Source organism: Microcoleus sp. AT8-B5 (assembly GCF_036705565.1).
Taxonomy (GTDB): Bacteria; Cyanobacteriota; Cyanobacteriia; order Cyanobacteriales; family Microcoleaceae; genus Microcoleus.
On the sequence record NZ_JAUBUY010000002.1, the window covers coordinates 188309 to 205282 of the forward strand.

At 45.2% G+C, this 16974-nt stretch carries 15 protein-coding genes; 12 read left to right on the top strand and 3 right to left on the bottom strand.

Features of this window, described 5'->3' with window-relative positions; genetic code table 11:
* Nucleotides 1-189 precede the first annotated feature (189 nt).
* The 12 genes from QUB39_RS02300 (at nucleotide 190) to QUB39_RS02355 (ending at nucleotide 12826) form a co-directional block, all read left to right on the top strand.
* Complete coding sequence (locus QUB39_RS02300) at nucleotides 190-1455, top strand: pitrilysin family protein (RefSeq protein ID WP_333207760.1); 1266 nt, start codon at nucleotides 190-192, stop codon at nucleotides 1453-1455.
* 335 nt (nucleotides 1456-1790) lie between these two features.
* Nucleotides 1791-3059, top strand: a complete 1269-nt coding sequence (locus QUB39_RS02305) for a pitrilysin family protein (protein WP_333052073.1) — start codon at nucleotides 1791-1793, stop codon at nucleotides 3057-3059.
* Between the two features lie 287 nt (nucleotides 3060-3346).
* Nucleotides 3347-3973, top strand: coding sequence for a Uma2 family endonuclease (locus tag QUB39_RS02310; protein ID WP_333153649.1), 627 nt, complete (start codon nucleotides 3347-3349; stop codon nucleotides 3971-3973).
* Nucleotides 3974-4452: 479 nt separating this feature from the next.
* Complete coding sequence (locus tag QUB39_RS02315; protein WP_333240415.1) at nucleotides 4453-6273, top strand: efflux RND transporter periplasmic adaptor subunit; 1821 nt, start codon at nucleotides 4453-4455, stop codon at nucleotides 6271-6273.
* A gap of 426 nt (nucleotides 6274-6699) precedes the next feature.
* Nucleotides 6700-7965, top strand: coding sequence for an ABC transporter permease (locus tag QUB39_RS02320; protein WP_333207763.1), 1266 nt, complete (start codon nucleotides 6700-6702; stop codon nucleotides 7963-7965).
* Nucleotides 7966-8465: 500 nt separating this feature from the next.
* Nucleotides 8466-8804, top strand: coding sequence for an NADH-quinone oxidoreductase subunit K (locus tag QUB39_RS02325; protein WP_333052085.1), 339 nt, complete (start codon nucleotides 8466-8468; stop codon nucleotides 8802-8804).
* Nucleotides 8801-10231: a cation:proton antiporter gene (locus QUB39_RS02330; RefSeq protein WP_333052089.1), complete on the top strand. Its 1431-nt coding sequence runs from the start codon at nucleotides 8801-8803 to the stop codon at nucleotides 10229-10231. Before QUB39_RS02325 ends, QUB39_RS02330 begins: the two co-directional genes overlap by 4 nt.
* Nucleotides 10228-10611 (top strand): Na+/H+ antiporter subunit E, encoded by a 384-nt coding sequence (locus tag QUB39_RS02335; RefSeq protein WP_333052092.1) that lies wholly within the window; start codon nucleotides 10228-10230, stop codon nucleotides 10609-10611. The genes QUB39_RS02330 and QUB39_RS02335 overlap by 4 nt, the downstream gene beginning before the upstream one ends.
* A gap of 458 nt (nucleotides 10612-11069) precedes the next feature.
* Nucleotides 11070-11300, top strand: a complete 231-nt coding sequence (locus QUB39_RS02340; protein ID WP_333052300.1) for a hypothetical protein — start codon at nucleotides 11070-11072, stop codon at nucleotides 11298-11300.
* Nucleotides 11297-11584: a monovalent cation/H(+) antiporter subunit G gene (locus QUB39_RS02345; protein WP_333052095.1), complete on the top strand. Its 288-nt coding sequence runs from the start codon at nucleotides 11297-11299 to the stop codon at nucleotides 11582-11584. The genes QUB39_RS02340 and QUB39_RS02345 overlap by 4 nt, the downstream gene beginning before the upstream one ends.
* Entirely contained in the window at nucleotides 11574-12161 is a 588-nt protein-coding gene (locus QUB39_RS02350) for a DUF4040 domain-containing protein (RefSeq protein ID WP_333052097.1), read from the top strand. Before QUB39_RS02345 ends, QUB39_RS02350 begins: the two co-directional genes overlap by 11 nt.
* Nucleotides 12161-12826, top strand: coding sequence for a Na(+)/H(+) antiporter subunit B (locus QUB39_RS02355; RefSeq protein WP_333052098.1), 666 nt, complete (start codon nucleotides 12161-12163; stop codon nucleotides 12824-12826). The genes QUB39_RS02350 and QUB39_RS02355 overlap by 1 nt, the downstream gene beginning before the upstream one ends.
* A 420-nt stretch (nucleotides 12827-13246) precedes the next feature.
* Here the strand turns inward: QUB39_RS02355 and QUB39_RS02360 are convergent, their stop codons facing one another.
* The 3 genes from QUB39_RS02360 to QUB39_RS02370 are packed head-to-tail and all read right to left on the bottom strand — an operon-like array spanning nucleotide 13247 to nucleotide 16841.
* Nucleotides 13247-13867 carry a Uma2 family endonuclease gene (locus tag QUB39_RS02360; RefSeq protein WP_333052100.1) on the bottom strand — a complete coding sequence of 207 codons (621 nt, stop codon included), beginning with the start codon at nucleotides 13865-13867 and terminating at the stop codon, nucleotides 13247-13249.
* 50 nt (nucleotides 13868-13917) lie between these two features.
* Nucleotides 13918-15381 carry a class I SAM-dependent methyltransferase gene (locus tag QUB39_RS02365; protein ID WP_333207764.1) on the bottom strand — a complete coding sequence of 488 codons (1464 nt, stop codon included), beginning with the start codon at nucleotides 15379-15381 and terminating at the stop codon, nucleotides 13918-13920.
* Between the two features lie 23 nt (nucleotides 15382-15404).
* The gene (locus tag QUB39_RS02370; protein ID WP_333207765.1) at nucleotides 15405-16841 is read right to left on the bottom strand and encodes a hypothetical protein; all 1437 of its coding nucleotides are present in this window, start codon (nucleotides 16839-16841) and stop codon (nucleotides 15405-15407) included.
* Between the last annotated feature and the right edge of the window lie 133 nt (nucleotides 16842-16974).

Sequence of the window (16974 nt, forward strand, 5' to 3'; positions counted from 1 at the left end):
TTTTAAAAAAAAGCAAAAATTACCCTTAATAACAACTGACAACAGTCAACTGACAACAGTCAACTGACAACAGTCAACTGACAACGGCCAACTGACAACTGACTTTTGTATCAATTAATCCCGATCGCATAGCTGGAAGGCGCTACCATAGTTGCAGCCGAAGTTAACTAAAGTTTAAGAATAACTAGCTTGTCTCAACTGCTCACTGCTTTAGAGTTCCCAGCCAATGTCTGGAAGCTGAATAATGGGTTAACGGTCATTCACCAGCGGATTTCGGCCACACCGGTGGTCGCGCTAGACGTGTGGGTGAGGGCTGGCGCTACGCTGGAGCCGGATTCTTGGTCTGGAATGGCTCATTTTCTAGAACACATGATATTTAAAGGGACGGATTCGATCGCCCCTGGAGAATTTGACCAGGTAATCGAAAATCGCGGCGGTGTCGCCAATGCAGCTACAAGTCACGACTACGCCCATTTTTTCGTCAACGCTGCGGCCGATTATTTAGCAGAAACAGCGCAGCCGCTGGCAGAATTGCTACTGCGCGCTTCGATTCCCGATCAGGAATTCGATCGCGAGCGAGATGTGGTGCTCGAAGAAATCCGTCAAGCTCAAGACAATCCCGATTGGCTGGGTTTCCAAGCCATGATGGAAACAGTTTACCAGCGGCATCCCTACAGGCGATCGGTATTGGGCACGGAAGAGTTGCTGATGTCGCGAACTCCCCACGAAATGCGCTGTTTCCATCGATCGCACTATCAGCCGGAAAATATGACTGTGGTGGTAGTCGGGGGAATTGATGAAGAACAGGCTAGGGATGTCACGGGGAAAGCATTCGAGCAGTTTTCCGAGCGGTGGGATTGTCCCAAATTAACCGCAGAAGCGGAACCGCCACTGATAGAAATTCGCCGTCAGGAACTCTGTCTCCCCCGATTGGAACAAGCGCGGCTGATGATGGCCTGGACGGGGCCGGGAGTTGAACAGTTGCAAAGTGCTTGCGGCTTGGATTTGCTGTCGGTGTTGCTCGCAGACGGGCGGACTTCGCGTTTAGTCAGGGAACTGCGGGAAGAATTACAATTGGTAGAGGCGATCGACAGCACTTTCTCGTTGCAACGGGAATCGAGTTTATTTACTATCAGTGCAGTCTTGGAGGCGAAGGATATCGAACAGGTGGAATCTCGGATTTGCGATCGGCTTTGGGAATTGCAGTCTGAGCCGGTTTCCGAGGTAGAATTGCTTCGCTGTCAGCGTTTGCTGTGCAACGATTTTGCTTTCTCGCTCGAAACGCCGGGACAGCTAGCAGGTCTTTACGGATATTACAATACGATCGCCACTGCGGAATTAGCGCTTAGCTATCCCACGAGGATTAAAGCATTTGGGCCCTTAGACCTTCAGCGCCTAGCTCAACAATATCTTTCTCCCCGCCGCTACACGGCTGTGGTGCTAAAACCAATCTAATTGGTAAACGGGTAAAAATACATATATTTTTAGTACCGGAGAGATGTTCGGCATTTGTCCGGGGTTCTTTGTGCTTGTGGCGCACCCTAGGGGATAGAGGTTCGGCGTTTGTCCAGGGTTCTTTGTGCTTGTGGCACACCTTACAGGATAGATGTTGTTACATTTAGATGTTGTGCGTCAGGCCCTGCCCGGTATGACATCATACAAGATGCAAATGGAAAATAGAAAAATGGCAATCAAGTAATTACCAATTACCCATTACCAATTACCCCTTACCCATTTTCAATTACCAATACTTCAGCTACTCTCAGTACAAGTTCCCAACTAAATTAACCATGAAAAATGAAATCCAGCGCACGGTTTTAGACAACGGTATTGTTGTCTTAGCAGCAGAAAATCCAGCAGCAGATATTATTGCAGCTAGGATATTCCTGCGGGCCGGCAGTCGCTACGTGCAGCCGGAACAAGCAGGATTGTGTCACTTGCTGTCGGCGGTAATGACTAAGGGAACCGATCGACTGTCTTCGCTGGAAATTGCCGAGCGTGTAGAATCGGTGGGAGCGAGGTTGAGTGCCGACTCTACTACAGACTATTTTTTAGTGAGTTTGAAGACGGTTTCTGCAGATTTTGAGGAGATTTTGGAGTTGGCGGCGCAATTGACGCGATCGCCGAATTTCCCGGAAGCTGAAGTCGAACTTGAACGCCGTATTGCCATATCAGCAATTCGATCGCAACAAGAACAGCCATTTGCGATCGCCTTCGAGCAATTGCGGCACGCGATGTACCAAGAACACCCCTATGCTTTCTCTCCCTTGGGCACGGAAGCTACTATGTCAAAGCTCACCAGAAACGAGCTTGAACAGTTCCACAAAACCTATTTCCGTCCCGATAATGTAGTTATTTCGGTAGCCGGCAGAATCTCGACCGAAGATGCGATCGCCCTAATCGATCGAACTTTTGGGGACTGGAAAGCGCCTTTAACACCCCTGCCAACTTTAAGCGTCCCCCCCCTGTCACCCTCCCCTCAATCGGTCGTTACCGCGCAAGATACGCAGCAATCAGTGATTATGCTGGGCTACCTCGCACCCTCTGTCAAAAATCCCGACTACGCAGCGATTAAATTGCTGAATACTTATTTGGGTAACGGTTTGTCGAGCCGATTGTTTGTGGAATTGCGGGAAAAGCGGGGCTTGGCTTACGACGTTTCTGCGCTGTACGCGACGCGCTTGGACACGGCTCAGTTTGTCGTGTACATGGGTACGGCGCCGGAAAATACAACTACGGCTTTTGAAGGATTGCGTACAGAAGTCGATCGACTCGCCAACATCGAACTAAGCGAGGAAGAATTGCAAGCTTGCAAGAATAAAATGCTCGGTCAATATGCTTTAGGAAAACAAACTAATTCGCAAATTGCCCAAGTTTTAGGTTGGTACGAAATTTTGGGATTGGGAATTAAATTTGACCAGCAGTTTCAAGAAGAAATTGCACAGGTGACAGCTTCACAAGCGCGGGATGCTGCTAAGAAATATTTTGTAGAACCGTATATTTCTTTGGTGGGCCCGGAGGCGGCGATTACAGAGTTGGGTGTAGTGGCTGTTTGTTAAGTAGGAAATTGGCGATCGAACTTTTCAAAAGTTCGATCGATGCGATCGGTATTTCTAGGAATGTAAAATGAATGTTTCGCGTTGGGGCGTAAGAGATGAAAATGGGGCATAGGGCATAGGGCATAGGGTAATGGGGCATCGGTAACGGTTTGATCCGTCACACATCGCGTATTCAATCTGATAGACATCTCCCATAATTCTTGTGGAACAGGCAGGATGCCTGTTCAAAACAGGCTTTTTAGGAGATGTCTGATATACTAAAAGAATTGATTGGGCTAAGTTGAGCTATGACCATTGCGATCGACCAACCAATACAACAGAAGCCACTCAGCTTTGACGAGTTTATCGCCCGTTATGGTGGCGATAACCGCTATGAACTGATCGATGGAGAAGTATTCGACTTGGAACCAACAGGCCCTCATGAGGAGGTTGCAGCCTTCATTACCACAAAAATCTGTGTCCAGATCGATGGAACAGGCTTACCTTGGTTTGTCCTTCAGCGGGGACTATTGCGCCCTTCAAATATTGGTATGACAGCATTTCGACCTGATGTTGCAGTTGTCGATCGAGATGAACTTACCAAAGAACTGTTTTGGTCTGACGAGTCGATCCTGACACTGGGTAGTTCGATTAAATTTGTGGCAGAAGTTGTTAGTAGCAACTGGCAAAATGATTATTCCCGTAAGGTCGAAGACTACGCAGTTTTAGGTATTCCTGAATATTGGATTGCAGACTACGCAGGATTAGGTGGTACTCAACACATTGGGAAGCCCAAACAACCCACCCTCTCTATCTGCACTTTAGTGAATGGGGAATATCAAATTCAGCAGATTCGGGGCAATCAGACCATCGTCTCTCTAACTTTCCCAGATTTAAAACTGACTGCTGAACAGGTGTTGATGGCTGGCAGGTAAAATCACTACAACACGTAGGATATATTAGGATATATTCTTCAGATAAAAATAGGTTTAGCCACAAGGTTTCAGTAGACCGTTCGCGATCAATCTAATTCCTTTGCAACGTAGGGTTATGCTGAGTGCTGAGTTTTATTATTCTCTATATATTGGCGTAAAACGTTATTAATTAAAGTTTTATACTGTGAGTCTTGAGCCTCACACCACTGCTTCACATCTGGATCGAGCGGAACTAAGGATCGCGAATTAAATAACTTACAATTTTAATTGTTATTGTGGGATGGGCTCTTATAGCCCGTCCAAAAAAGACGGGCTATAAGAGCCCATCCCACTTTCAAGAGTGGAAGTTATTTAATTCTCATTCCTTATTATCCGAAGATACCTGCGCTACAACCGAAAAAACCTAGTGAGACTTCAATTGAACCTTTTGTGTTCCCGATCGGTCTAAATTGAACAGACGCCCGATATGTCTAATTTATATGTACTTAGTAAAGCACTTTCAGATTAAAAAAGAGCTGAGTCCGTGGGTTAGCGGACTCCTCGCCACTTCCCTGCTTGCAGGAGTAGGCTACACAGCTTACAGCCAACTCACAGTCAAATCCAGCCGCGAAACCAGGCGCCAGGAAAAAACCGTTGCTGTCGAAAGGGTGAACCTGCCGATTACAATTTCGGCAAACGGCACAATTGTGCCCGAACGTTCCGTTAACGTCAGCCCCAAAACTTCAGGAATGCTCAAAAGTTTGCTTGTCAAGGAAGGAGATAGGGTTGAACAAGGGCAGATTCTCGCCTACATGGACGACTCCAACCTTCAGGGGCAACTTACCCAAACTCGCGGACAACTCGCAGCCGCAGAAGCAAACCTGGAAAAATTGGTCAACGGCACTCGAACCCAGGACATTGCCGTGGCTAAGGCAGTGTTAGCAGAACAACAAGCAAGTCTGGAAAAATTGCTCAACGGCAATCGAAGCCAGGATATTGCCGTAGCTGAGGCAGCGTTAGCTGAACAACAAGCAAGTCTGGAAAAATTGCTCAACGGCAATCGAAGCCAGGATATTGCCGTAGCTGAGGCAGCGTTAGCTGAACAACAGGCAAATTTACAAAAATTGCTTAAGGGCAATCGCCCTGAAGACATCGCCCAAGCAGTCGCCCAACTCAGAGATGCCGAATACGCCAAAAACCAAGCAGAGGAAGACTTTCAGAGAAATCAGGAACTCTACAATGCCGGAGCCATTGCTTTGCAAATTGTCAACAACTCCCGCACCGCGCGCGATCGAGCTCAAACGCAAGTCAGACAAGCCGAACAAGCTGTAGCTTTGCTGCAAGCGGGTGCTCGCCCCGAAGAAATCGCTTCAGCGCGGGCTGCTGTCGAGCAAAAACGGCAAGCTTTGACCCTAGCCCGATCGGGCTCACGCCCGGAAGACATCGCTGCGGGGCGGGCCGCTGTGGAGCAAAAACGGCAAGCTTTGGCCCTAGCGCGATCGGGCGCACGCCCGGAAGAAATCGCAGCAGCCCAGGCCGCCGTCGAGCAAAAACAGCAAGCTTTAGCGCTGCTAGAAGCCGGTTCCCGCCCCGAAGACATCGCCCAAGCCCGCGCCCAAGTTCTCGCCGCTAGAGGCAGCCTGCAAAGCGTTCAAGCGCTGATCGACGACACTGTGCTACGGGCTCCTTTCACCGGCACTGTCACCCGCAAGTACGCAGATCCGGGCGCTTTTGTGACTCCCACGACGGCAGGTAGTGCGGTTTCTTCGGCGACTTCTTCTTCGATTTTGTCCTTAGCTTCAAAAAATCAATTAGTAGCAAACGTAGCAGAAACTAATATTGCTCAGATTCAGATCGGCCAGGCTGCGTCTATTCAAGCCGATGCTTTTGCGGGAAAGACTTTTGCAGGTAAAATCACTCAAATTTCGCCTCAGTCGATCGTGCAGCAAAATGTGACAAGTTTTGAGGTAAAAGCGGCAATTATTAATGATGATAAACAAATGCTGCGATCGGGCATGAATGTGAATGTTGAGTTTAAGGCTGGTGAACTCAAAAATGTTTTGGTAGTTCCGACTGCGGCAATTGTCCGCCAACAAAGGGAAACGGGGGTTTATGTTCCCGGTGGAGAAGATGGTAAACCTGCTTTTATGCCGATTAAGACTGGTATGACGGTGGATGACAAGACGGAAGTGCGATCGGGTTTGAAAGGAAATGAAAAAGTGCTGCTTAGTTTACCCCCCGGATTGCGGCCTCGATCCCAAAATCCATCGTCGGGTGGAATTCCAGGTTTGCAACCGGGTGGGGGAAGGCGCTTGCGTTAGTAGTCAGTCCGCGCAGTAGGGGCTAGTTGGTTCGTCGCAGAGTCCGCTAGTTCGTCGCAGAGTCCGCCAGGGATTGAAATCCCTGTCTCATAGCGAAAGTCCTCTGAAAGAGGACTGAAGAGTTAGTTGATGTAGATCGGTTTTAGACGAATTTTCAGTCGGTTTCAACCGACTTTAGCTATGAGACGGGGGTTTCAACCCCCGGCGGATCGTGCCACAAATCATATCGTTTCCGGCTGCATCATCAGACGAATTTTCAGTCGGTTTCAACCGACTTTAACTATGAGACGGGGGTTTCAATCCCCGGCGGTTTGTGCCATAAATCATATGGTTTCCGGTTGCATCGTCAGGTGATAAATTAGGGACCAATTTAGGCAGAATCCTTAGAAGTTGCCACCAAATAACAAATAACTAATAACTAATAACATGAAATTACAGACTCGCCCCCGCACCAACAAAATCTCTAACGTTCAAATCGCGTTCATGGCGACAGAGGCGCTGTGGAATAATAAGTTGCGTACCAGTTTAACTATGCTGGGGGTAATTATTGGGATATCTTCGGTAATTGCTATTACTTCGGTGGGACAGGGAGTACAAAAATCAACTGAAGAACAGTTAAAGGCTTTGGGTACAAATGTGCTGTTGGTTTTATCCGGCGCTTCGCGATCGGGCGGTGTCAGTCAGGGAAGCGGTTCTGCTACTACCCTGACTTGGGATGACGCTAGGGCGATCGGCAAACAAGCTCCTGCTGTTAAGGCGATTTCGGCTTATTTGCAGCGCCAAGTGCAAGTCGTTTATGGCGGACAAAATTCATTTACTTCGATTTTGGGAACGGATTTAAACTATCCAGATGTGAAGAACATTCAACCCCAAGAAGGACGGTTTTTTAACGAGGATGAATTGAATGCTGCTGAGCCAGTAGTTGTCCTCGGTTCTAAGGTGCGGGACGAACTTTTTGGAGCCGGAGTTAATGCGCTATCCTCTGATATTCGCATTCAGGGAAACCGCTACAAGGTCATTGGAGTGATGGAAAGCAAGGGGTCTGTAGGGGGAACCGATCAGGACGATCGAGTGTATATTCCCCTCAAAAATATGTCTTCGCGGATTGTGGGGAGAAATTCTTTAGCGGGGATTGCAATATCGGGTTTTTGGTTGGAAACTGCCGACGAAGCGGATTTGGCGGATGCTCAATTTCAAGTGGAAAATATCATGCGCTTGCGCCACAATATTTATCCGCCACAACCGGATGATTTTAGAGTTGTAAATCAAGCTGAGATAGTTAATACTTTCAGCAATGTGATAGGTTTATTTACGGTGATGGTGGGTTCGATCGCCGGAATTTCTTTGGTGGTTGGCGGCATCGGTATTGCTAATATTATGTTGGTGTCTGTTGTGGAACGGACTAAGGAAATCGGGATTCGCAAAGCCGTAGGCGCTACTAATGCAGCAATTCTCATTCAATTTATGGCGGAATCTATTTTAGTTTCCACGGTGGGGGGAACGGCGGGTATTGGGTTGGGAGTTGCGATCGCCTTTGGGGCCTCGACAGCATTCAAATTTCCGTTTGTGGTTTCTGTATGGTCGATCGCGGCTGGTTTTGGGCTATCCTTTACTGTAGGCTTATTGGCTGGAGTGTTACCGGCTCGGAATGCGGCTCGCTTAGATCCGATCGCAGCTTTGCGGAATGATTGAACTTAGTGAGGTTCGCTCCAGTGAAATTGAACACTCTTGGACGCACGAGTGCTCTGAAACCGGGTTTGATGGACGATCGGACTTCGTTGTCGGCCACAGATTCGCTAACGAGACTTAGACAAAAGTCACGTCCAAAATGGCTGCAAACAGCGACAGGTAAAGGGTTTGAGGTTGAATTGGGTACAGTCCAGAACTGGCAAGGGTTTGGGATCTGACCAAAAATTTCTTCATGTGGTACCCGCCACGTGATTTATCTCGCGCAAATCAATCCCAAATCGAAAATCGAAAATCACTTATTGCCCCCGCATTTATCTCGCGCAAGTAAATCTAAAATCTAAAATCTAAAATCTAAAATCGATTGACGGAGCCGAAAACTCTTTCCCTTACCTAGAGTGCGTTTCAGCTAGTTTAGGGGCTAGAAAATTTCTAAGTCCCATTAGAAATAATATACGCCAATTCAAATATAATAACAAAAACCCCTTATCCAACACGCAATTTCCATGTTAGAAGCATTGGTATTGGCAACAGTATTTTGCGGATTTTTTGGTATCATCTTTAAAAAGAACCTGCTCATGAAAATCGTCTGTATGGATGTCATGAGTACAGGGGTTATCGCCTATTACGTGGTGGTGGCATCGCGAGAAGGCTTGCTGACACCAATTATTTCAAAGGGGAAAAATGTTGTCGCTTACGCCGATCCGGTTCCCCAGGCGGTGATCTTAACGGCGATCGTGATCGGCTTTTCGATTCAGGCTTTAATGCTGGTAAGTGTGATGAAGCTGGCACGAGATAATCCGACATTAGAAAGTAACGAAATCGAGATGAATAATACCCCATGAATACCCTGACGCTAGCCTGGATTGGACTCCCGTTTTTTGTCGGGTTTAGTATTTATTTGATTCCGAAGTTTGCCAAGTATCTGGCAATATTCGGAGCGCTCGCGTCCGCTGCCTATGCGTTCCAGCTTTTTGCTATGCCGTCAGCGGTGACGCTGCAGTTACTGGATAATTTCAGTGTCACGTTGTTAGTCGATCGCTTGAGCGGCTATTTCATCTTAACCAATGCCTTAGTCACGGCAGCGGTGATTATCTACTGTTGGCCCACAGAGAAGACGGCATTTTTTTATGCACAAATTCTGATGGTACACGGCAGCCTGAATGCGGCCTTTGCCTCTAGTGACTTTATCAGTTTATATGTGGGGTTAGAGGTCAGCGGGATTGCGGCGTTTCTCTTGATTGCCTATCCTCGCACCGATCGCTCGATTTGGGTAGCTTTGCGCTATCTATTTATTAGCAACACGGCAATGCTGTTTTATCTAGTCGGTGCCGTGCTGGTTTATAAGGCAAGTAATTCGTTTAGTTTTGCCGGCTTGGGTGCAGCGCCCCCAGAGGCGACAGCTCTGATCTTTATGGCACTCTTGGTTAAGGGAGGTGTGTTTGTATCGGGGCTATGGCTACCGCTAACTCACTCGGAATCAGAAACGCCAGTGTCGGCTTTGCTGTCAGGGATTGTGGTTAAAGCGGGGGTATATCCCCTCGTGCGGTGCGCGCTGATGGTGGAGGAGGTGGCACCCATCGTCCAAATTTTCGGAGTGGGGGCGGCGTTGATGGGCGTCTTCTATGGCCTCTTTGAAAAGGATACCAAGCGGCTGCTGGCGTTCAGCACGGTTTCGCAGTTAGGTTGGATTCTCGTAGCCCCGGAAGCGGCAGGCTTTTATGCCCTCGCCCACGGCTTGGTCAAATCGGCGCTATTCCTGATTGCGGGCTCTTTACCCAGCCGCGACTTTAAGGTATTGCGACAAAAGCAGATTAATACTAAGCTCTGGATTGCCTTAGTCGTGGGTAGCCTTTCGATCTCAGGCTTTCCTTTTTTGGTTGGCTTTGGGGCAAAGATGTTGACTTTGAAGAATTTGACACCCCCTTATGCGATCGCCATGAATGTGGCAGCAGTAGGAACTGCTATCCTATTTGCTAAATTCATCTTTCTGCCCCGTGGTGGAGAAGCAAAATCAAAACCCGGTTTTTGGCCTGCAGTGTTGCTGTTGCTAGGTGGGCTGATTGCAGCCAATGCTTTTGATGTTCAGGCTTATACGCTGGAAAATATGCTTAAGGCGATAGCCATCATCGGTGTTGGTTGGTTAGCCTATTTTCTAATTTTTCAACGCACGGCAATCAAACTGCCACGTATGCTTGAACAATTCGATCATTTGGTCGGTTTTATGAGCTTGATTTCGCTCCTACTATTCTGGATGGCATTACCACAATGATTGGACAGCTAATATTAAGACTGACGATCTGGTTTCTACTTACTGCCGATTTTAGTTTGGCAAATATTGCGATCGGCATCATCATTGCTTTCCTGTTGCCGCGCAGCTACACACCCCCGGAACCTTTGAGGGAATGGTTGGGGGTGTTTGGTAAAATCTTCATGGCGATTCCGATAGCTTATATAGAAGCTTTTGAACTCATCTTCCGTCCCCACAGACACGAAGATGTGATCATGGAAAAAGTGCCAAACCATCGATCGCCCTTGCTGATATTCCTAGATGTCTTCGTGATCACTTTTACTCCCAAGACGATTGTTGTGAAATATCACGAAGAGGGTTTTTACGAAGTACACCGAGTGCGGCGGACTTCGAGTAATTAGCTGAAGTTTTTTCGGAATTATTTAACCGCAGAGAACTCAGAGAAGGCAGAGAAGGGAGAAATAAATAAGTAGAACGGCGATAAAATAGGTAAGTATGTCCGCAGTTAGTAAAAGTGCTCTATCGCAGGGGTTACGATACTTTACATTTTCTGACATATCCGAGTTTATTTACACGCTCGATATTGGATAATTCTCAAGAATCTGTAGGGGCGGGTTCACCAATAGCTTTAAAGATTGCAGACAGGTTAAATAAACCCGCCCCGACCCGCGAAACAGCCCGTCAAGAACAGGCAGGAACCCTGTTCCACAATGATGGCAGAGGTCTATTAAGTTGCACTATTCTCAAGAGTTTCTTGTGGGGTGTAAGGGGTTGGGGACGCGAGCCCGCCCCAATATTAAGTAAGAAAAATCAGGAGTACACACAATTGAACAACTTGAACAACTTGATTCTAATTGCGATGATTTTGGCTCTGCTCATACCCATGTATGAGGTATGGAAAGATCATGATATCTGGCAGACAATGTTGGCGTTTGCCAGTATTTCGACCAAGGCGGCAATCATCGCTCTCGTCATATCCGTCTGGCGCGATGATTGGATGATCGGTGTGGTGGCGGCGATTATCCTCAGTGTGGGTAATGCTGGCTTGATGTTGTTGGCACAAATAATCAAACGTATCAGTGAAGCATGATCGTAATAGATGTATTGAGCTATACCTGCATCGGTATAGGGATTTTTTTCTGGTTTTGGGGTACTTCTTACCTACTTGGGAAGCGATCGGTTTTATATAAACTGCACAGTCTTTCGGTAGCAGATACGCTGGGTTCGATCGCGATAGTCGTCGGATTGCTGCTGCAAATACCCAGTAAATGGCCCCTGCTGATTCTGGCGATCATTTGCTTAGCAACCTGGAACACAATGCTGGGATATGTGTTGGCCTATTGTTCCAAAACAGGGACTAACTATGAACGATAATAGCTACATTTATGTCCTCGTCGCTCTGCTACCCTTAGCTGCTGGTATGGTGGTATTTCAGGTCAATCCATACCACGCATTGCTGCTGCGGGGGGTATTGGGAGCGATCGCCGCCTTGGTGTATACAATTCTAGGGGCGGGAGATGTGGGCTTGACCGAAGCCTTGATGGGTACTCTACTCGCGATTACACTTTATGCAGTGACGGTGCGTTCATCCTTCGTGCTGCGTCTGGGTGTAATCGAAGAGGGGACAGAGGGCGAGGCTATACCAAACGACAAAACCGCAGGTGATTTTAAGCAACTGATAGATGACATCCGCACAGTTTTTGAGAAACGCCATATGCGCCTGGAACTCGTTCCCTATGCGAGTGCACAGGCATTGCAGCGGGCGCTGAGGGAAAAAGAAGTTCATGCAGCTTGTGCGCCACAAAGCCAATTGGAACACAGCGGCGAAGCGCAACTTTATAACACCGCAACCAGAGTTCGGCGTGTCTACGACATCATGCAAACCGAACTTTCATCACCGGGGACAACCCTAACCTATGTAAATACACCTGACGCAGAGGACAAGCATTGATGAAGTGGGTTTACTTTTTATCCGGGATAGCGCTGTTTATCAAAATGCTGCTAATCGCCAATCCCACAATGGAGTTATCGCAGCAAAGTTCGATCGTCGAATTGGTTGTTCAAGATAGTGGAGTATCCAATGCGGTTTCCGGTATCATTTTGCGAAATCGGCTGTACGACACGATCTTTGAAGTCGTAGTATTTACGATCGCCATCTTGGGTGCAAGTTTTATGCTAGCCAATGAACAGCCGTCCTGCGCCATATATCAGTTTACCGATCAACCATCGATTATTTTGGCGCGATTGGGAGCGACGATTGCCGCGTTGGTGGGTGTCGAACTAGCAATTCGCGGCCATTTAAGTCCAGGCGGTGGTTTTGCAGCGGGTGTAGCGGGGGGAACTGCGATCGGCTTGGTGGCGATTACCTCATCACCGCAGTGGATGCAAGAAATCTACAAGCAGTGGCACGCCGCGACTTTGGAGAAGGTTTCGGTACTTGTTTTCATTGTATTGTCCGTTATCACTCTGTCAGGATATGAGTTACCCCACGGAGAGTTAGGCACACTTTTCAGCGGTGGCATTCTCCCCTTGCTTAATATCCTGGTTGCAGTCAAAGTCGCATTAGGATCGTGGGCGGTGCTTTTGGTGTTTATTCGCTATCGCGGATTGCTATGAAAAATGTTCCGATCTCAAATCCATTGGCATCGAAATTATTCATCTCTCTCAATCTCTGACTACGAATTTCTTGAGGGTACAAGCCCCCGGATTTATCCGTGGAATCAATCCACAATCGAAAATCGAAAATCCTCAAGCCCCCGCATTTATCTCGCGCAAGTCAATCGAAAATCTAAAATCTAAAATCTAAAATCTAAAATCGATTGACTCTGTGTCCTCCGTCTTCTCTGCCGTTTAATCATTCAGCCTTATAAACGATATTTTACGTTTATAAGGCTGAGGCACGAGTAGTCAGAAACCGGGTTCTTTGCGAAATCAAAAACCCGGTTTCTTTGCTTTTGATAAGTAATTCCTGTGTACTCATCTGCGTTTATCTGCGTGCATCAGCGGTTAAAAAATCCAAATTTACGAGAGATCCGCTTACACTAAACCAGCTTGAAAAATCTGATTTGCTGTGAGGTTCAAATCAGGAAAAGTTTGCGACACAATGCGATCGTTCTCTCGAAACTTGAGGACTTGATATTCACCATCAACCAAGTTACACACAGAAATTGTCGGTTGTTTGGGATTGCCAATAAAATTGCGTCCACCCAACGCAGCATAATCCACAATCCAATATTCAGGGATACCCATCTCCTCATAATCAGCATATTTCAAATAGTAATCATCGCGCCAATTACTTGACACAACCTCAATTACCAACGGTATCGATGCACCAAAACTGAGGATAGATTGTTTTTGCCACAAAGTTTCTTGTGCCAAATTTGCGCGATTCAGCACCAACACATCGGGGAAATAACCAGAATCTTTTTCAGGAGGTCTAACTATCACTTGGTTGGGGATACTGTAGGGCAATCCCAGACGATCGATTGCAACGGAAACTTTGATTGTAAGAAAGCCTTTAACTTCCTCATGTTCGCCTACTGGTTGTGCCATCTCAACAATATCTCCATTATGCAGTTCGTAGCGTACCGCCGAGTTTTCAGGCAGCCACTCCACAAATTCCTCGAAGTTTACGAGTTTGGGTAAAGCTTGAGTCATAGGTTTTCAGAATTACCGATAATAGAAATTATATCTCTATCCATCTGCGTTTATCTGCGTGCATCAGCGGTTACAAATTCCAACTCTGCCAGCCTTGCTAGATTCAGACAATTTAAAATGCTGGATTTAATCGGGCGCTTTTCATCCCAAAATACGAGTGCTGAATAAAAGTTAATTGCCGTCGGTGAATTCAAAAGCTCAAAAGTTTGACGTGCAACTCTCTCGCTGTCAAAGCTGAGAAAGTAAACAGTATCATCGAAAATTGCAGGTTTATTAGCTATTTCACCGATTAACCTAAAATCCAATTTTTTATAAAGCCCGCAAATCGCAATTTTCCAAGGTTGGAAGCTATAATCGCCTACTCCAAAAATCGAAAAGCGAGGGTTATTTTGGTAAATTTTGCTTTTGCGATTATCTAGATATTGCCCGCACTTCTCTAGATAACGTCCGGTTTTAGGGGCTATAGTTTTGATATTTTCGGTTGATTCACCGATAAATTTTTGAGTAACTAAGATATATCGATCTGTAGCATTAATGCGATTTTGAGCAACATCCGATCCTTTAAGTAGCGGAAATAGATAAGTTTCCTCAAGCTCGACAGATTCCCCAAATCCATTGACAAACAAATTATCAATTTTCCGAAACTCCATCACATTCGAGCAGTCATGCTTGACGCCCGATCGCCATTTCGTTCCTGAATTTACAGCATATAAATTAATCAATTTATTGAAAGAGTCTATATCCTTAACCAGGAGAGTGTTGTGATATCCAATGCGGTGACAGCCTGAACTTTCTAAACTGCTAAATACATCGCAGAAGTAGTTTTGCGAATGAGCGTCAAACTTGCAGTATAACAAACAGGCATCCACATTTGCACCAAAATACTTTTTAGCATCTATTTTGTAAGTTGCACAGCTAGCGAGATTAAGTTTTTTTGAATGAATGTAACTCAATAACTTTCTCGCCACGGAAGTCTTGCAAAGCATTGCCAGAGTGGCATCACGATTTTGCAACCATTGTATCGCATGGATCAGCATCCATTCTGAGATATCAAAGTTACTTTTACCTGTTAGTGCATCTAAGCCAGTGTGCTTTTGAAAATTACTTTTTTTGGGCAAGTTTTCACTAGCAATAGTTCCTTGTTGTGAGTTTGTTACCCAAGGAAAGTTGCCAAGTACCAGCACCCTATGGTTAAATTGGCTGATTAATGATGTCCAGTCAAACTCAAAAAAATCTCCGTGATTAACCTCACATCTTTCATCCTGTAATAATTCATGCTTAGCTTTTAATTCTATTAAATAACTTTGATTGATTTCAACCCCGATAATCTTGCTGGCGGATGGAAACGAATTTGCAGCAGCTTTAATGAAATTACCTATGCCGCAAGTTGGCTCAATGATGACTTTGGGGTTAACATCAAGTTCTATCAATTTCCGACACACCATCTCGGCTAATTCCAGCGGTGTCTGAAAATCCCCATATTCTAGTTTTGTTTGGCGATCGTTGGAACTCATCGGTTAGATTTATAAACTCTTAATTACAACTTACTATTGAAGAAATAACTTAGTTCCGACCACATTTCGCCATTACTCCAAAACAAAAATTTACCGGGATAGCTAAACCTATCAGCTAAAGCCACAGCAATATATTCCTTATAAACGGGATGTAATTTATATTCCAAGGATCGAATTTTAGTTACGAGTATCGTATCGATAAAACAAAGTCTACTGATAAGTTCTATGTAAAACTCTTCCGTTTTTTCCCAATCATTTAATTTCTCTATTCCTGAAGCTCCTAAAGATGTTTGAACGAAATAAACTAAATTATTATAATATTTTAATAAATTTATTTCATCATGATGACCCTCTCGTAGTCTTTTTATTATCTCCTTTAGTTGATCTATTTTTGCAAGCAGCAGATTAATTTCCTCATCCCGATTTTCAATTTGCAAACTATTAATTTTTTCCTCAAGAAGTGCAACTTTGTTTCTCTCGTTCTTAAGCTGTAGCTCTAAACTTATTTTGGCTTTTTCTAGCTCTATGGCATTACCTTCTAGTTGCTTAACTTTTGTTTCTAATTGAGGTGAATTGGAGTTTAATGAATTTAACTCATAAACCTTTCTTTCTAGCTGTAGCTCTAAACTTATTTTGGCTTTTTCTAGCTCTATGGCATTCTCTTCTAGTTGCTTAACTTTTGTTTCTAATTGACGTGAATTGGAGTTTAATGAATTTAACTCATAAAGCTTTCTTTCTAATTGGGTTTTTTCTTGCTCTAGCTGGTTATTATCTATCTCTAAAGGTTGAACTCGGTCTAATTCTCGTCTTATTTCTGACTCTAAAGAGTTTTGGCTAGCTCGGAGTTGTAGATTATCTTGTGTCAATCTAGTATTATTATCTTTAACTTGATTTAACTCTCTTCTCAGAACGTCTATTTCTTGCTGTAAATCCGTATTTGTTTTAATGAGGGATTGATTTAGGGCTATGACTTCATTAAGCTGTCTAGTAACCTCTTTAACTTTCTCGATTAAAAATTCCCAGGTTATAAACTCTATATCTTGACTGCTGAGAGAACCACCCAATTCTTGAATAAGAACTTTTTTATGAGCTTCTAGTTCTTCAATTTTTTGTTCAAAGTAAATATTTTCAATACGAAGATTTGTTGAAATTTTCCTTACTTCATCTCTTTCGATCTCAACGCTTGCTAACTGTTGTTGTAGCTTTTGAACCGTCTGCTTCAAAGAATTGTTCTCAGTAGTAGCTGCCTTGAGTTCTGCCTCTGTTTGCTTAAATCTTGCAAGGATTTGAACTATAAAGGCGGTAAATAGGTTATTTGCTTGTTGTAACTGCATTTGCCTCAGCTCAACTTTCTGCACTTCGAGCTGGTTATCATTCGGTTTGTTCTTACCCCTGCGAAGTTGCAGGTAAATTATTACGATACTTAGTAAAGCTATTAAACCAGCAGTTTCGTAAACCATACTAATACTTTTTTGAAAATAGCGTTTTTGGACATCGGTTACCAGGCAGAGCCTAGGAAGCAGTTAATCAAAAAAATAGAGGGCGAGTTTCGCATAAAACTCAACTTTAAAAGCCCAATTTTATGCTCTAAAC